Raw genomic sequence first — 14,396 nt, 5'->3', positions numbered from 1 at the left:
CCATGCAGAGCGTCATTCTTGCCCATGAGGTAGACTTCGCCGGCTGGCGCGACGCCGCCCGCCGGCTGGCCATCGACAACGTCGCACCCGAACAGGTGCATTTCTCGGTCGGGATGCCGGACGACCTGTTCGCGCAAGGACATGACGAGCCCGTTGGGGCACCCCCGCCGGCCGCGGCTCCTGCTCCAGGCGGGTTCACCGTGTCTCGCGCGCTGATGGAACTGGCACAGACGGTCATCCAGGCGCGTGAACCGGAACGGTTCGATCTGCTCTACAGCCTGGTCTGGCGGGCGCAGCACGGCGAGCGACGCATCGTCGAGGTGGTCACCGACGCCGCGGTGCAGCGGGCGATCCGGCTGGCGCAATCGGTGCGTCGCGACACCCACAAGATGCGTGCCTTCCTGCGGTTCCGCGAAGTGCCCGAACCAGACGCCACCCGCTACGTCGCCTGGTTCGAGCCTGAGCACTATATCGTCGAGGCGAATGCGGACTTCTTTGTGCGCCGGTTCGCCACCATGGTGTTCTCGATCCTGACGCCATACCGCAGCGTGCACTGGACCGGCAGCACGCTTGAATTCGGCCCGGGCGCCGATCCGGCCCAGGTGCCCGACGACGATGCGCTCGAGCGCTACTGGCGCGCCTATTTCAGGGCGATCTTCAATCCGGCACGGCTGAAGATCTCGGCCATGACATCGGAAATGCCGAAGAAATACTGGCGCAACCTTCCCGAGGCGGCGGCGATCCCTGAGCTGATCCGAAGTGCGACGCAACGCACCGAGACCATGCTGGAGGCACGCCCCGTGGCGCCGACCGAGACCAAGATCAAGCCGACCCCTGCCCCGGCCCTGAAGCTCGAGCAGGAATACGGACCGGTGCATCCGGGTTCGCTGGCCGAACTGGCGCAGGCTGCTACCGAATGCCGGCGTTGCCATCTGTGGGAGCCGGCGACCCAGGTAGTGTTCGGCGAAGGGCCGCAGGATGCCCGCATGATGATGGTCGGCGAACAGCCGGGCGATCAGGAGGATCTTGCCGGCCGGCCGTTCGTGGGACCGGCCGGACGGCTGCTGGACCAGGCGATGAAGGAAGCCGGGATCGAGCGCTCGACGGTCTACGTCACCAATTCGGTCAAGCACTTCAAGTTCGAGGCGCGCGGCAAGCGACGCATCCACGCCAAGCCGGATCTCACCGAGATCGGCGCCTGCTCGGTGTGGCTCGCCGAGGAACGCCGTGCGGTGAAGCCGGCCTTGCTGGTGATGCTCGGCGCCACCGCGGCCCGTGCGGTGCTGGGGCGCACGGTCACCATCTCGCGCGAGCGATCCAGGCCGATCGCACTGCCCGAGACGTTCGGCGGCAACAGCCAGGGCTTGGTCACGGTGCATCCGTCCTACCTGCTGCGCCTACCCGACGAGGAGGCGAAGCAGCGTGAGTACGCCGCCTTCGTTGCAGACCTGCGGTTGGCAAGGAGCCTGCTCGAACCATGAGCTTCGTCGTCATCGATACGCCGACGCTCGCGATCGGCTGCACCATCTCGGGCCCGGATGCCGGACTGCCGCTCATGCTGCTGCATGGGTGGCCGGACGATGCCCTGACCTGGGACGCGATGCTGCCGGCCCTGCACCAGGCCGGCTGCCGCACCATCGTGCCGTTCCTCCGCGGTCACGGGCCGACCCGCTTCCATGACGGCGCGACGATGCGTTCCGGCGAAATTACGGCGCTGACACAGGACATGTTCGACCTGGCCGACGCACTGAAGCTGGAGCGGTTCGCGATCGTCGGCCATGATTGGGGCGCGCGGATCGCCTATACCGCCGCCTGCGTGGCGCCGGAACGCGTCATTGCCATCGCCGCACTCTCTGTCGGCTGGAACCGGAACGATCCGAGCCAGCCGATCTCGCTGCACCAGTCGCAAAACTATTGGTACCAGTGGCTGATGGCACTCGATCGCGGTGCCGATCTGGTGCGCAACGATCGCCGCTCCTACACGCGGTATATCTGGTCGATCTGGAACCCGGGCTGGGATGTGCCGGACGACATGTTCGAGGCGACCGCTGCATCGTTCGACAATCCCGACTGGGCCGACATCACGTTGCACTCGTATCGCGTACGCTGGGAGCTGGCTGCGAAAAACCCGGTCTATGCAGCGCTGGAAAAACTTGTGTCGGACAGTTCCACCATCGCGGTCCCGACCCTGATGCTGCAGGGAGCAGCCGACACCTGCGCCGATCCGGCCAGTTCCGAAGGCAAGGAGGAGCTGTTCTCCGGCCGATACGATCGGCATGTGCTCGACGGCATCGGGCACTTTCCGCAGCGTCAGCAGCCGGAGCTGGTTTTGGGCCTGCTGCTCCCGTTCCTGCAAGATACCTGCCGGCGATAGGCTCGTCGCCGGGCGGATCGCTCGATCAGGCCGGGGCGGTATCGCGCGCCAGTCCCAGCCAGGCCAGCACTGCCAGGAATGCGAACACCGTCATCGTCCCGGTCACTGCCAGGATGCCGAGATGCGGGAACAGCGCCGAGACGATGAAGCTGCCGAGTGCCCCGCACACCATCTGCGTCGTGGTCAGCAGGCCGGCGGCCACTCCGGCCTGTCGCGGCACCGGCTCGAGCGCGCCGTGCGCCGCGCTGGGAGCCGTCAGGCCAAACGCGAAATTGGCGAGCAGCAGCAGCGGAACCAGCCGTGGCAAGGTGACCGCATCCGCCAGCGTCAGGGCGACCAGCGCGAGATCGGCGACCAGCACCAGCACCGTGCCGATCCCGAGCAGGCGGGCCGGCACTGCCATCCGGGTGGCGAGGCGGCCGTTGATGAAGGCGCCGGCGGTGATGGCGAGACTGGTGGTCGCGAACAGCACGGCGAACGTCGCCTGCGGTTGCTTGAGCACGCCCAGCACGATCAGTGGCGAGCCGCTGACGTAGCAAAACAGCGCTGCGAAGCCGAGCGCGTTGATGGCGCTGCACAGCAGATACGTTCGATTGGCGTTCAGCTTCATCACGTCCTCGACCAGTTGCGGCAGCAGCAACCCGCGCGACCGGCCCGAAGGGGCAAGCGTCTCCGGCAGGCCGAACACGACCATGCCCACGACCAGCGCCGCCAGAATGGCGGGCAGCCCATAGATCGTCCGCCAGCCGGCGACGACCAGGATCAGGGCTCCAAGCGTCGGTGCGATCATCGGCGCGGTCATGGAGACCACCGCGACCGACGCGATCCGACGGTGCGCGTCGCGTCCCTGGAACAGGTCGCGGATGATGGCGTAGGCGAGGGTGGCGTTGGTCCCGCCCCCGATCCCCTGCAGCGCTCGCGCTGCCAGCAGCCAGCCGATCGTCGGCGCGAATGCGGCCGCCAGGCCCCCGATCGCGAACACGATCAACCCGCCCAGCAGCAACCGCTTGCGCCCGAGCCGGTCCGACAACGGTCCAGCCGCCAGCGGCCCGATCGCGAAACCCGCCATGTACATGCTGAGCGTCAGCCCGGCGATCGCCGGACGGGTCTCGAGGCTTAGGCCGATCGCCGAGAGCGCCGGCAGTCCCATGTCGATCGCCAGCGGCGACAGGGCGCTGATCGATGCCAGCAGCAGGGTAAAGGCGAACGAGGCGGGATCTATACGCATGATCTACCAGTTGCGAATGAGAATCGTTGCAACAAGCATCTTCCTCTGGTAGATGCGATCCATTCGCAAATGAATGGTGCAGCATCGGCTCGACCCTACACGATGCACCGCCGATCGTCGTTCGTCGTCCAGTCGGGGCGGGTCCGCGGGCGTGGCGGCTGGTACATCGCTGGATCGGCCTCGGCCTGGGTGCCGTTCTCGCGCTGGTCGGGCTGACCGGCAGCATCAACGTCTTCGGCCGCGAGCTGGACGTGGCGCTGCACCCCGCGCTGTATGCGGCGACCGTGACCGCCGCACCGATCGGAGCCACTGCCGCCCTGCGCATCGCCGCCGCTTCCGTTCCCGAGCCGATCCGGTTCATCAGGGCTCCGGACGGCATCGTGCGGGTCTGGATCGGCATGTTCCGCAGACACGGGGATCTCTGGACGATCCAAATCGATCCCGGAACCGGGGCGGTCCTCGGCACACAGGACATGGACGCCTCGTTCACGCGCGTCGTCTACAGGCTGCATTCCGAGCTGCTGCTGCGTCGCTGGTGGGGCAAGCAGATGGTCGGGGTCCTGGGCCTGATGCTGCTGACCATGGCCATCAGCGGTCTGGTCCTATGGTGGCCGCCCAAGGGCTTCTGGAAAACGCTGATCCGCTTGCGCACCCGGCCTAGGCACATCCTGTATCACGACCTGCATGCCCTGTTCGGAGTCTGGGGCGGCTCGGCCCTGTTGCTGGTATCCGTGACCGGCGTCGGCGTGGTGTTTCCCGGCCTGATCCGGCCTGTGGTGCGGCTGGCCTCACCGGTCGCGACCAACCCTCGCCCGGCGGTTCCCGATCGCCGGCGACCGTTTTCCATCGATGCGGACCGGGCCATCGCCATCGCCCTGAGCGCCGCACCCGGCGAAAGGGTGAGCATCATCGCCCCGCCCGCGAAGCCAGATCATGTCTGGACGATCGGGCTGCGCTGGCAGACGGCAAGTGCCGCAAACCAGCTGGCCGGCCGGATCTGGATCGACCCCTGGACCGGCGCCATCGTCGCCGATCGGTCCGCCGTGGCCGAGACCGCAGGCGAACGGTTCATGGACATGCAGCTCTGGCTGCATAACGGCTCGATGTTCGGCTTGACCGGGCGGATCCTGGTGTTCCTGGGGGGCTTGTCCCTGCCTGCGCTGTTCGTGAGCGGCCTGCTGCTGTGGCTGCGCAAGCGCCGGAACGCGCTACGGATCGAAAGGCAACGCGTCGCCGCCCTGGTCGGATCGGACGCGTCCAGGACGACGATACTGGTCCCATCCTGAACCAGGCCCGGGCGATCCTGCCGGCCTCGATCTCGTACATCGCGATGACGCCGACCTGCCCCGGGCCGTCGGGGAACATGCGGGTGACGGTCTCGTGGTCCACGACCAGGTTGCCGACCACCATCCGGCCCAGCAGCCAGCCGAACAGGTTGGGCTCCTCGAACCGCTCGATGTGGCGGCGACGGACCTCGTCGAGACCGCGGGCCAGAAGCTGCGACGGGAACGCCATGAAGCGGTCGATGTCGCGCGCGTTGTAGGCGTCGAGCTGGCCCTGGACGACCAACTCGGGCGCGATCACCGCGCGGAGGCGCCCGGACGGGTCTTGCCGTAGACGGACCAGTGATCGACCAGGTTGCGCACCACGACGCTGCCGACCGCGTAGGCGGCATCGACGGCCGGAACGAAGCCGGTGTAGCTGCCCTCCTTGGCTTCTGCGGCAAGCAGTTCGGCCGGGGTCTGGCCGGGCGGCGGCATGTCGAAGTTGCTGGCGGTGCGCAGCACAAGCACGCGGTTCAGGTCGACCTTGTGCACCTGGGCCAGGAAGGTCATCGACTGCATGAAGCCGGCATCCTCCTCGGCCGTGGTCGCGAACCGGCCGGTGCCCTTGGTCCAGTAGCCGACCCAGTCCTCGGCCCACGCGTTCATGCGGGCGCCGACCCAGAACGTGCCGGCCGAGAGCGTGTCGCCGATCATCACGACTGCAGGCTTCTGGCCGGCGGGGAAGCCGGTATAGCGGGTGCGGATGGCTTGCAGCACCGGGGTGTCCGGCAGGACGATGTCCCTGGTCAGCCCATACGCCCAATCCACCAAACCGGCATCGAGGGTGAACACGCTGCTGCCCGAGATGGACTGCGGCTGCGGCACCGGCTGCTCGTAGGGGCGGGTGCGCTGCAACGGCACGTAGCCGGTCTTCCAGTCGGAGGGAATTTCGCGGGCATCGATCTCATGCGCAAGGTCGCCATCCACCACATGCTTCGCCCAGACCGCCGAACCGGGCGAGGCGACATTCGGATCGACGCCGGCGATGCCGGCAAGCAGGAAATAGGCGTGGCTCAGATCGAAGCGCGGGTCGTTGCCGAGCGCCTCGATCGACGCCGCCGCCCGGGTCGGGCCTTCGCCGGTGACGATGCCGAGCACGCCCATGGCGCGGTTGAGGCGCAGATCGCGGTAGCCAGCCGGGAACGGCACGATGTCGGCAAGCGGCAGCTTCTCGACCCACTCCTGGAACTCGCCGGCCTTGTCGCCGGTGTCGTGGCCAAGTTCGAAAGTGGTGACCACCACCACCTTGATCGGGATGCGGTCCGCGGCACCTGCGGCTCCGGCCATCATGGTGGCGGCCAGGAGCACGGCGGAAAATGTGAGACGCATCACGGGTTCTTTCGACGCTCCGGCAGTAGCGCCGGTTCGAAGATCATGGTTGCAATAAGCGTGCAAGCGAGGCTCAGCAGCAGCAGGCGGCCCATGCTGGCGGTGCCCGGGTGATGCGAGGCGGCGAGCGATCCGAAGGCGGTCGCGGTGGTGAGGGCCGAGAACAGCACCGCCCGCGCCGTCGGCGACCCGAGCGGGCCGGTCAGCCCGCGACGCCAGTTCATGACGAAATAGATGTTGAACGACACGCCGACGCCGAGCAGCAGCGGCAGCGCGATAATGTTGGCGAAATTCAGCGGCTCGGGGATCAGCACCACCAGGATCACCGTGAGCAGGGCGGATAACATCAGCGGCGCCAGCACCAGCAGCACGTGCGACAGCCGGCGCAGGAAGGCGAACAGGATCAGCGCGATCATCACCAGGGCGCTGATCGCGGCGATCGCGAAGGCACGCACGATGGTGTTGGCGCTCTCGACGATGGTGACGGCGGCACCGGCGGCATCCGGCCACACCGAGCGCACCTGGCGGACGAACTCGTGCAGCACGGCATTGTCGTTCAGCGCGCCCTTGGGGTGCACTTCCATGTGCGCCTGCCCATTCGGCAGCAGGTAGTTCTCGCGGATCTGCTCCGGGATGTCCGCCTCGACGGCCGGCCTGCTGACCGAGAGCACCGTGCGCAACTGGTCGAGTTGCATCGGCAGGAACCGGCTCAATGCCGCATCGGCCGCAATCAAGGCAGCATCCGGCGCAGTCGAGAGAGTACGGAGCGCCGTCACGATGCGCGTCAGCGGGTCGGTCGGAGCCAGCGTCTTCACCACCGGATCGAGATCGTCCACGGTCTTCACGGCGCTCGCCCGGATCGCCGCCGCGTCCGGCTTGGCCAGCGGTGCCGGCACGATCAGGGTCGGCAGCAGGATCTGCGCCGCATCCTGGATCAGCTCCAGCTTGGCCGGCTGGTCGGTCGGCACGAAGCTGTCCAGATACAGCACGTCGTGCACGAGCGGCAGCGCTTCCAGCTTCGGCACCAGCGCGCGTGCGCTCGCCATGTCCGGGGTCAGGATCTCGGCGCTGTAGGGCGAGGTGGTCGGATCGGCCATCAGCAGGTGCAAAGTCTGCATGGATTCCGAATTCGGGCTCTTGGTGTGCAGCGGGTCGCCGTCGAAATGCAGCAGCGGAACACAGAAGATGCCGATGGCGGCGAGCACGCCGAACCCTGCCAGGATCGGGATGCGCCGGCGGTGGATGATCGCATCGAGCGGCCGCGCCCAGGCAAACCCCATCTCGCCGGCCAGCGGCTTCGGGCGGCATAGGGTCAGCATCGCCGGCAGCACGGTGAGGGTGCAGGCGAAGGCGATCAGCATCCCGAAGCCGGCGATCAGGCCGAGCTGGGCCACGCCGACGAACGCCGTGGGAGTGAAGGCGAGGAAGCCGGCGGCGGTCGCCAGCGACGCGATCAGGATCTGCGCGCCGGTTTCGCGGCCGGTCATCGACAGGGCGGTCTCGAGGTCGGGCCGGGTTCCGTCGGCCAGGGTCTGGGCGCGGAAGCGGACCGAGAACTGGATGCCGAAATCGACCGCGATGCCGACGAACAGCACGGCGAACGCCACCGAGATCAGGTTCAGCGTCCCGACCGCTATGGCGGCAAACCCGGTGGTGAACAGCAGGCCGAGCATGAGCGTGACCAGGATCGGCAGGATCACCCGCCAGGTGCGCACGGCCAGGATAAGCCACAGGCTCACCAGCACCAGGCTGCCGATCAGGCCGGCGACCATGCCCTGTGCCACGGTCGCAAACTCCTCGTCGTCCAGCGCGACCTGTCCGGTCAGGTAGACATGCGCGTGGCCGGAGCGGACGAACTCGAGCTCGGATATCGCCTGCTTCATGACCGCGGTAGCGGCCCCGCCGGGCTGGAACGATCCGTAATCGAGACGCGGCTGGGTAACCACGAACTTGTAGTGGCCGCCCAGCTCGCTGAGCTTGCCGGAAATCAGCCGCTGCCAGGAGAGCGGTGCCGGATGGCCGGCAGCGGCCTGCTCCAGGTTATCGGCGAACCCGTCGAGCGAGGCTGCGAAGCTGGTCAGGTTGGCCTGGCCGCGCTTCACCCCCTCGCCGATCATCGACAGGGCGCCGAACAATCCACGGGCCGACGGATCGGTGGCGAGCTGGCCCAGGAACGGCTGCGCGTCGATGGTCTTTTCCAGCAATTCGCCAAGCGGCTTCTGGTCGAGGAACAGCAGCCCGTTCTTTTCCAGATACGGCACCTGGTCCGGCGTGCGGACCAGCTTGAAGTGCGCGGTGTCCACCTGCAGGCGCTCGGCAAGCTGGCGCGCAGTGACCTCCGCCTCCTCGGGGATATCGCCCTGCACGACGGCGACGAGCTGGTCCTCGCCATGCGGGAAGTCCATCTGGAGCTGTTTCTGGCGCTTTTTCCAGACCAGCTTGGAGGAGAACAGGCCACCGGTATCGGTGGTGACCTGCAGCCAGGTGCGCGTGGTGAGGACGGCGCCGAGCCCGAGCAGCAACGCCAGCAGCGTCACGGCAAGCGCACGCCGGGAACAGAACGCCGCAAGGCGTCCCAATGGACCGGACAACATGCCGGCTCAGGCCGTCTGACGCGTGGAGGGCCGGCGCGGCAGCCGGAGAAGCCGGACCGCGAACGACAGGGCGATGATGCTGGTGCCGATCGCCGCACCGATCAGGATCGGCGGCAGCAGGCCGAACCAGGCGGCCGGTGCCAGCAGGTAGAGCGCGTCGTCGGCATGGAAACCCCAGGCGCCGGCGATGATCCGCTCGCCGGGAACCTGTTCCTCGTAGCGTTCGGCCATGGTGTTGCAGAGGAACATCGCGACCGACGCGACGATCCCCAGCACCAGCGGCCAGTCATGCAGCGGATAGCCGGCATAGCTCGTATGGGTGAGGCCGATGCCCACGCACAGGAAGAACAGGCAGTTCAGGCCGTTATCGACCAGGTAGTCGTAACGATGGCCACCCGGGCTCATCATGTTGCCGACCCGTGCCAGCTCCCCGTCCATGCGATCGAGGAAGGCGGACACCAGCCAGAACATGCCGCCCCAGAAGATGAACGCCCCCGATTGCATCTGATGCGGGCCCACGGCCAGGCACAGGCAGGCGGCAAGGCCGGTCAGCAGTCGCAGCGTGGTCAGGTGGTTCGGCCTGACGCGTGTTCCGAGCATCGGGCGAATGACGAACCTCGCCAGGCGATGCGTCCAGGTGTCGTTGTTCAAGACACATCTCCATACGCGCGGGCCGTCGCCGAGGCGGTCTCGCGAGGCAGGGTTGACGGTGAAACGGGGTGATTTTGGGCCGTCGGATCAACGGTGTCGCCGGGGCCCTGCAGGACCGCACCTTGCAGGGGCCGCCAGCGCCGCTCCAGCCATTGCCAGGCGGCAAGTGCGGGCAGACCGAACGCCATCTCGCGCAGGCGCTTGATCAGGGCCAGCGCGATCGACACCGCCGGCGGCAGGCCGAACAGCGAGCCGATCACCACGAACCCGCCCTCGGACACGCCGAGCGCACCGGGGACCACGAAGCCCGCCGCCTTGACCGCCTGGCCGAGACTCTCGATCACTAGGCCGGTGGCCAGGCTGCGGTCGTGACCCAGGTAGTGCAGCGCGAGGCATACCTCGAAGGCGCCAAGCAGCCAGGATACCGACTGGAACACGACGGAGAGCGTAACCTGGCGCGGCGACTTGTAGAGGGACAGCAGCCTGTGATGCAGGCCCTTGATCTCGTCCATGCCCTGCCAGCCGAAATGGCCGGCGAGCTTCATCAGTCCGGTCTCGACCAGGCGGGCGAGGCCGAACCATTGGCTGACCAGGAACACCACGCCGACCAGCACCGCGATGCCGATGCCGCCCACCACCTCGTCCGTAACCTGGCTGCGTCCGAGCAGATACAGCAGCAGCAACAGGCCTGTGATGGTGAACAGGATCTGGGTCACCATCTCGATGGTGAGGTCGCAGACCGTGCCGGCCGTCGCCTGCACCAGCGATACGCCACGCCGGCGCAGCAGCCGCACCGCCGCAAACTCGCCGCCGACCTGGGCCACCGGGAGGAGGTTGTTCACCCCCTCGCGCACCCAGCGGAGCAGCACGAAATCGCGGACCGACGGGCGAGGCCGGGCATGGCCGACGATCGCGTGCCAGCCCAGGGCGGAGAACAGCATCTGGACCAGATGGACCGCCATGACCGCCACGATGCCCCAGCCCGCCTCGCGCAGCAGTGCCAGAACATGGCCGAGGCCGAAGCGCGTCAGCAGCCAGATCGCCAAACCCGCGCCGAGCGCGCCGCCGATCAGGGTGAGCAGCTTCATCAGGAAATCCAGTCGAGCATGTTAGGCTACATCTCAGGACAGCGGCCGCTCCGGCCGGCATCCACGACGCTGGCCGCTGGGCCGGTAGTCGCCGCCTCATGTAACGGACACGCCCGGCCTTGAGAACCACGATCCACGCAGACGCTCCACGCAGGCTCCTTCTGACCCCGGGACCGTTGACCACCAGCGACCCGACCCGCGCCGTTCTGGACCGGGACTGGGGGTCGCGGGACACCGACTTCATCGAGCTCACGACGCGCCTGCGCCTGCGCCTGACCGCCATCGCCGGCGGCACCGGCACGCACGAGACGGTGCTGCTGCCCGGTAGCGGCACCTTTGCGGTCGAGGCGGCGCTGCAGAGCCTAGTGCCGCGTGACGGGCTGGTGCTGCTGCTGGTGAATGGCGCTTACGGACGGCGCATGGCCGAGATGCTGCGCCGGATCGGTCGCTTGCATGTGGTTCGCGAGTGGGCCGAGGACGAGCAGGTCGATGCAGGCGAGCTCGACCGAATGCTGATGGCGGACGCGTCCATCACCGATGTCGCCGTGGTCCATTGCGAAACCACCAGCGGGCTGCTCAACCCGATCGAGGCGGTGGCTGCGGTCGTGAACCGTCACGGCCGGCGGATGCTGGTGGATGCGATGAGCAGCTTCGGGGCCTTGCCGATCGACGCGTCCGCAATGCACCTGACCGCGGTCATGGCATCGTCCAACAAGGGGCTGGAAGGCGTGCCGGGCGTCGGCTTCGTGGTGGTGGACAGTGCGCACCTGGCTGGCTGCGCAGGCAACTCCACCAGCCTCAGCCTCGATTTGTACGACCAGGCGGAAGGGTTCCGGCGCAACGGCCAGTGGCGTTTCACGCCGCCGGTGCAGGTTGCCGCAGCACTCGATGCGGCCCTCGACCAGTTCGACGCGGAAGGCGGGGTGGCGGCGCGGGGTGCGCGCTATCGCCGCCTGCATGCCATGCTTGTCGACGGAATGCGGACGCTCGGCTTCGAGACCTACCTGTCGCCGGAGCTGCAGGCCCCGATCATCGTCACCTTCAAGGATCCGGGTCCGCCGTTCGAATTCGAGCCCTTCTACGACGCGCTGCAGCGTGCGGGCATCGTGATCTATCCGGGCAAACTGACCAGGGCGCCCAGTTTTCGCATCGGCTGCATCGGTGCGATCACCGAGGACGACATGCGGCGGGCTCTGACGGTCATCGGACAGCACTGCAGGCAGTAGAAACGACGGCGGCCCCATTTGCATGAGGCCGCCGCTTGGTCAGATCGCCGGGCCGAACGGCCTGGTCAGATACCGGGCATCCGGGTCCTGTCGGCGCCGGTCGCTCCGGTGCTGGTGGTCGCGGTCCCGGAGTTCGGGCCGTCGATCTCGACTTCCTCGCGACGCAGCGTGTCCTTGATCGTCTCGACCCGCTCCTCGACGCCTTTCTGCACGACGACTTCCTCGACGACGTGCGCGCTCTTGGCGATAACCGCCTCCTCGTCGGTCTCGGTCATGGTGATTTCGCGGTTGGTGAACGCATCGGCGCCGACCGCGGCACCGCCGGTCACCGGGCGGCGGAACACCGACACGGTCTCGTTCCGCAGCCTGACCTGCTCCTCGATCGGACGCTCGACGACATAACGGCGCACCCGCGTTGTGCCGCGATCGACCTCACGCTTGCCGACCGCCAGGGTCTCCTCGGACAGCGAGATGACTTCCTCGGTGGCACCTCCGGCTGTCGTGACCTGTGCGGATGGCGCAACCGTGCCCGACGTGGCGACGGCCGGTGCCGTGGCGGCACCGTAGGAACCGGACGAGCTGTATTGCGAATGGCGCTCATCCATGTCGATCGGGTCGTGACGGTCGAGGATCTCGTTGATCCCTTCGACATCGGCATTGTTGGCAATGACCGTAACGACCGTACCGCCGGACTGTATGCTCTGGTCGTAGAGAGCGTGATGATCAGTCGTTGCGTCGTCCCCGCCGGTCAGCCAGCCCCAGAACCCGCGATGCTCGTTTGCGCCGACACTCGCGTCTGCAGTGTTGACGCCTGCAGCCTTCGAGTCCTGGGCGTAATGCTCGATCGAGCTGGCCGGGATGCCGGCGGTCATCAGGTCCCTGATCGCCGCATCGGCGTGGGCGGCCGTATCGAAAACGGCTACAATCGTTTCACTAGGCATCGTGATCTTCCTTGGGTTTGACTTGGACATGATCGGTCGGCACGTCTGCTGCCGTTCTGGAAACGACGGCTTCCTGGGAGCGAAGCTGCACCACTTCATGGTAGTGATGGGTGCTTCTGACCCGGGTGATACGCACTTCCTTCCTGAGCATGAGGCGTCGCTCTACGACGACGACCTCCTCCACGATCGGAATAATGATGGTGTCACCTTCCTCACGAACCGCCGGCATCTCGTCGACCATGCGGTCGATGACGAGATGCTCGATCTCGACACGTTCGTTGGACACCAACTCCTCGACGAGCTGATCGCGCGTATGGGTGACGGTCGATACGGTGACACGGCCGGTTTCCCGAACCCGCTTGCCAACCTCGAGTTTTTCGGCATGGAGCCGAAGAATTTCGATGTCCGATGGCAGCGTCAATAAATCATCAGTCAAAGATCTACCGCCAGTATGGAAGGTGCGTCACGTGGCGGGTGAATGCGTTGGGCGGAAGACAGTTCCCGAATGCGACAAACCTTAACTCAAGGTTTCGTGTCCGCCTTGTAGGCGCCACGGCTTCCTCTCGGCTTATCGGGGCCGACCGTAGTATCCCGCTCCGTCTGCTGCTCGAGTTCGGCGTTCAGCTCGGCTCCCATGAGCACGACGATGCTGGATATCCAGATCCAGGTCATGAAGCCGATCACCGCGCCCAGCGAGCCGTATGTCTTGTTGTAGTTGCCAAAATTGGAGACGTAGTAGGAAAAGCCGAGGGACACGAGCACCCATAGGATGGCGGCCGCGACACTTCCCCAGCTTACCCAGGCCCAGCGCGCGTTGTTTCGGCTGGGACCGTAGCGATAGATCAACGCCAGCGCGCCCATCAGCACGATCAGCATGAACGGCCACCGCGCCAGGTCCAGCAGCATGTCTGTCGCACCACCGAAGCCCACGAAGTTCAGCACCAGGGGAACCACCACCACCGCGAGCAGGGCAATGATGATGAAGCCGAAGGCGCCCAGCGTGAAGGTCAGCGACGTCACCGTCAGCCGCACGAAGCTGCGTTTTTCATGCTCATGATAAACCACGTTCAGCGCGTCGAAGAGCGACTTCATGCCGGCATTCGCACTCCAGATCGAGGTCGCGACACCGGCGACCGCGCCGAAGCCGAGCGCCTTGTGGCCGCTTGCGGTCAGTGCGCCGATCTGTGCCTTGATGATGTCAAGCCCGCCTCCGGGAACGATCCCGCCCAGCCCCTCGAGCTGATCGTTCAGGGTGGCCGGATTGCTGAACAACCCATACAGCGAGATCAGACTTGCGATCGCCGGGAACAGGGCGAGCAGACCGTAGAAGGTGACACCGGCCGCCTCCGCCATGACGCGGTCCTCGCTGAACCCGGCGCCCGCGCGCTTGAGCACATTCCACCAGCCCTTGAGCGGGATCTCGCCCGGGCTTTCGGCCGAAGCCCCGGGCTGCTCGACAGCAGGGTCGTTGGCGGACGGCGCTTTCTTCTCGCCAGGTGGAGGCCGGGCTGCAAGCGGCTCAGGCTGGGATTGCGTCCGCCGTATCTCCCGTGACCGCTGATCCGGGAGCATGGTACCGGCAGCCGCCAGGGCGGCAAGCAGGAATACGTTCGGTCGGGTCGCCTGCTTCATGGAGAGCC

The 14,396-nt window shown here is 66.7% G+C and carries 13 protein-coding genes; 5 read left to right on the top strand and 8 right to left on the bottom strand.

Features of this window, described 5'->3' with window-relative positions:
* Positions 1-2 precede the first annotated feature (2 nt).
* Both HN018_RS02015 and HN018_RS02010 read left to right on the top strand, forming a co-directional pair.
* A complete protein-coding gene (locus tag HN018_RS02015; RefSeq protein WP_171836084.1) occupies positions 3-1,481 on the top strand; it encodes a UdgX family uracil-DNA binding protein in 1,479 nt (492 codons plus the stop codon).
* Complete coding sequence (locus HN018_RS02010; protein WP_171836085.1) at positions 1,478-2,374, top strand: alpha/beta fold hydrolase; 897 nt, start codon at positions 1,478-1,480, stop codon at positions 2,372-2,374. The genes HN018_RS02015 and HN018_RS02010 overlap by 4 nt, the downstream gene beginning before the upstream one ends.
* Before the next feature lie 25 nt (positions 2,375-2,399).
* Here HN018_RS02010 and HN018_RS02005 read toward each other — a convergent pair whose 3' ends face one another.
* Positions 2,400-3,602 carry a multidrug effflux MFS transporter gene (locus tag HN018_RS02005; protein ID WP_171836086.1) on the bottom strand — a complete coding sequence of 401 codons (1,203 nt, stop codon included), beginning with the start codon at positions 3,600-3,602 and terminating at the stop codon, positions 2,400-2,402.
* Between the two features lie 26 nt (positions 3,603-3,628).
* Here HN018_RS02005 and HN018_RS02000 point away from each other — a divergent pair, with 26 nt between their 5' ends.
* Together HN018_RS02000 and HN018_RS01995 are read left to right on the top strand one after the other, a co-directional pair.
* Positions 3,629-4,888 (top strand): PepSY-associated TM helix domain-containing protein, encoded by a 1,260-nt coding sequence (locus HN018_RS02000; RefSeq protein WP_171836087.1) that lies wholly within the window; start codon positions 3,629-3,631, stop codon positions 4,886-4,888.
* 94 nt (positions 4,889-4,982) lie between these two features.
* A complete protein-coding gene (locus tag HN018_RS01995; RefSeq protein ID WP_171836088.1) occupies positions 4,983-5,219 on the top strand; it encodes a hypothetical protein in 237 nt (78 codons plus the stop codon).
* On the opposite strand, the gene HN018_RS01990 is transcribed toward HN018_RS01995, so the two are convergent.
* From HN018_RS01990 to HN018_RS01975, 4 genes are read right to left on the bottom strand one after another with little or no spacing between them, the layout of a single operon-like run.
* Complete coding sequence (locus HN018_RS01990; protein ID WP_171836188.1) at positions 5,183-6,256, bottom strand: purine nucleoside permease; 1,074 nt, start codon at positions 6,254-6,256, stop codon at positions 5,183-5,185. The genes HN018_RS01995 and HN018_RS01990 overlap by 37 nt on opposite strands.
* Positions 6,256-8,850, bottom strand: a complete 2,595-nt coding sequence (locus tag HN018_RS01985; RefSeq protein ID WP_171836089.1) for an MMPL family transporter — start codon at positions 8,848-8,850, stop codon at positions 6,256-6,258. Before HN018_RS01985 ends, HN018_RS01990 begins: the two co-directional genes overlap by 1 nt.
* A 6-nt stretch (positions 8,851-8,856) precedes the next feature.
* Positions 8,857-9,501, bottom strand: a complete 645-nt coding sequence (locus HN018_RS01980) for a CDP-alcohol phosphatidyltransferase family protein (protein ID WP_171836090.1) — start codon at positions 9,499-9,501, stop codon at positions 8,857-8,859.
* Positions 9,498-10,589, bottom strand: a complete 1,092-nt coding sequence (locus HN018_RS01975) for a lysylphosphatidylglycerol synthase domain-containing protein (RefSeq protein WP_171836091.1) — start codon at positions 10,587-10,589, stop codon at positions 9,498-9,500. The genes HN018_RS01980 and HN018_RS01975 overlap by 4 nt, the downstream gene beginning before the upstream one ends.
* A gap of 119 nt (positions 10,590-10,708) precedes the next feature.
* Between HN018_RS01975 and HN018_RS01970 the strand changes: the two genes are divergently transcribed.
* On the top strand, positions 10,709-11,815 hold the full coding sequence (locus HN018_RS01970) for a 2-aminoethylphosphonate--pyruvate transaminase (RefSeq protein ID WP_275434168.1): 1,107 nt from the start codon (positions 10,709-10,711) through the stop codon (positions 11,813-11,815).
* Positions 11,816-11,880: 65 nt separating this feature from the next.
* Here the strand turns inward: HN018_RS01970 and HN018_RS01965 are convergent, their stop codons facing one another.
* The 3 genes from HN018_RS01965 to HN018_RS01955 form a co-directional block, all read right to left on the bottom strand.
* Positions 11,881-12,756, bottom strand: coding sequence for a YsnF/AvaK domain-containing protein (locus HN018_RS01965; protein WP_171836092.1), 876 nt, complete (start codon positions 12,754-12,756; stop codon positions 11,881-11,883).
* Positions 12,749-13,177, bottom strand: coding sequence for a DUF2382 domain-containing protein (locus tag HN018_RS01960; RefSeq protein WP_172443420.1), 429 nt, complete (start codon positions 13,175-13,177; stop codon positions 12,749-12,751). Before HN018_RS01960 ends, HN018_RS01965 begins: the two co-directional genes overlap by 8 nt.
* A 101-nt stretch (positions 13,178-13,278) precedes the next feature.
* A complete protein-coding gene (locus HN018_RS01955; RefSeq protein WP_171836094.1) occupies positions 13,279-14,388 on the bottom strand; it encodes a YihY/virulence factor BrkB family protein in 1,110 nt (369 codons plus the stop codon).
* Between the last annotated feature and the right edge of the window lie 8 nt (positions 14,389-14,396).

The organism is Lichenicola cladoniae, assembly GCF_013201075.1.
Classification (GTDB): domain Bacteria; phylum Pseudomonadota; class Alphaproteobacteria; order Acetobacterales; family Acetobacteraceae; genus Lichenicola; species Lichenicola cladoniae.
Note: the sequence above shows the minus strand (reverse complement) of the source record. Positions and strands in the feature narration are given on the sequence as shown.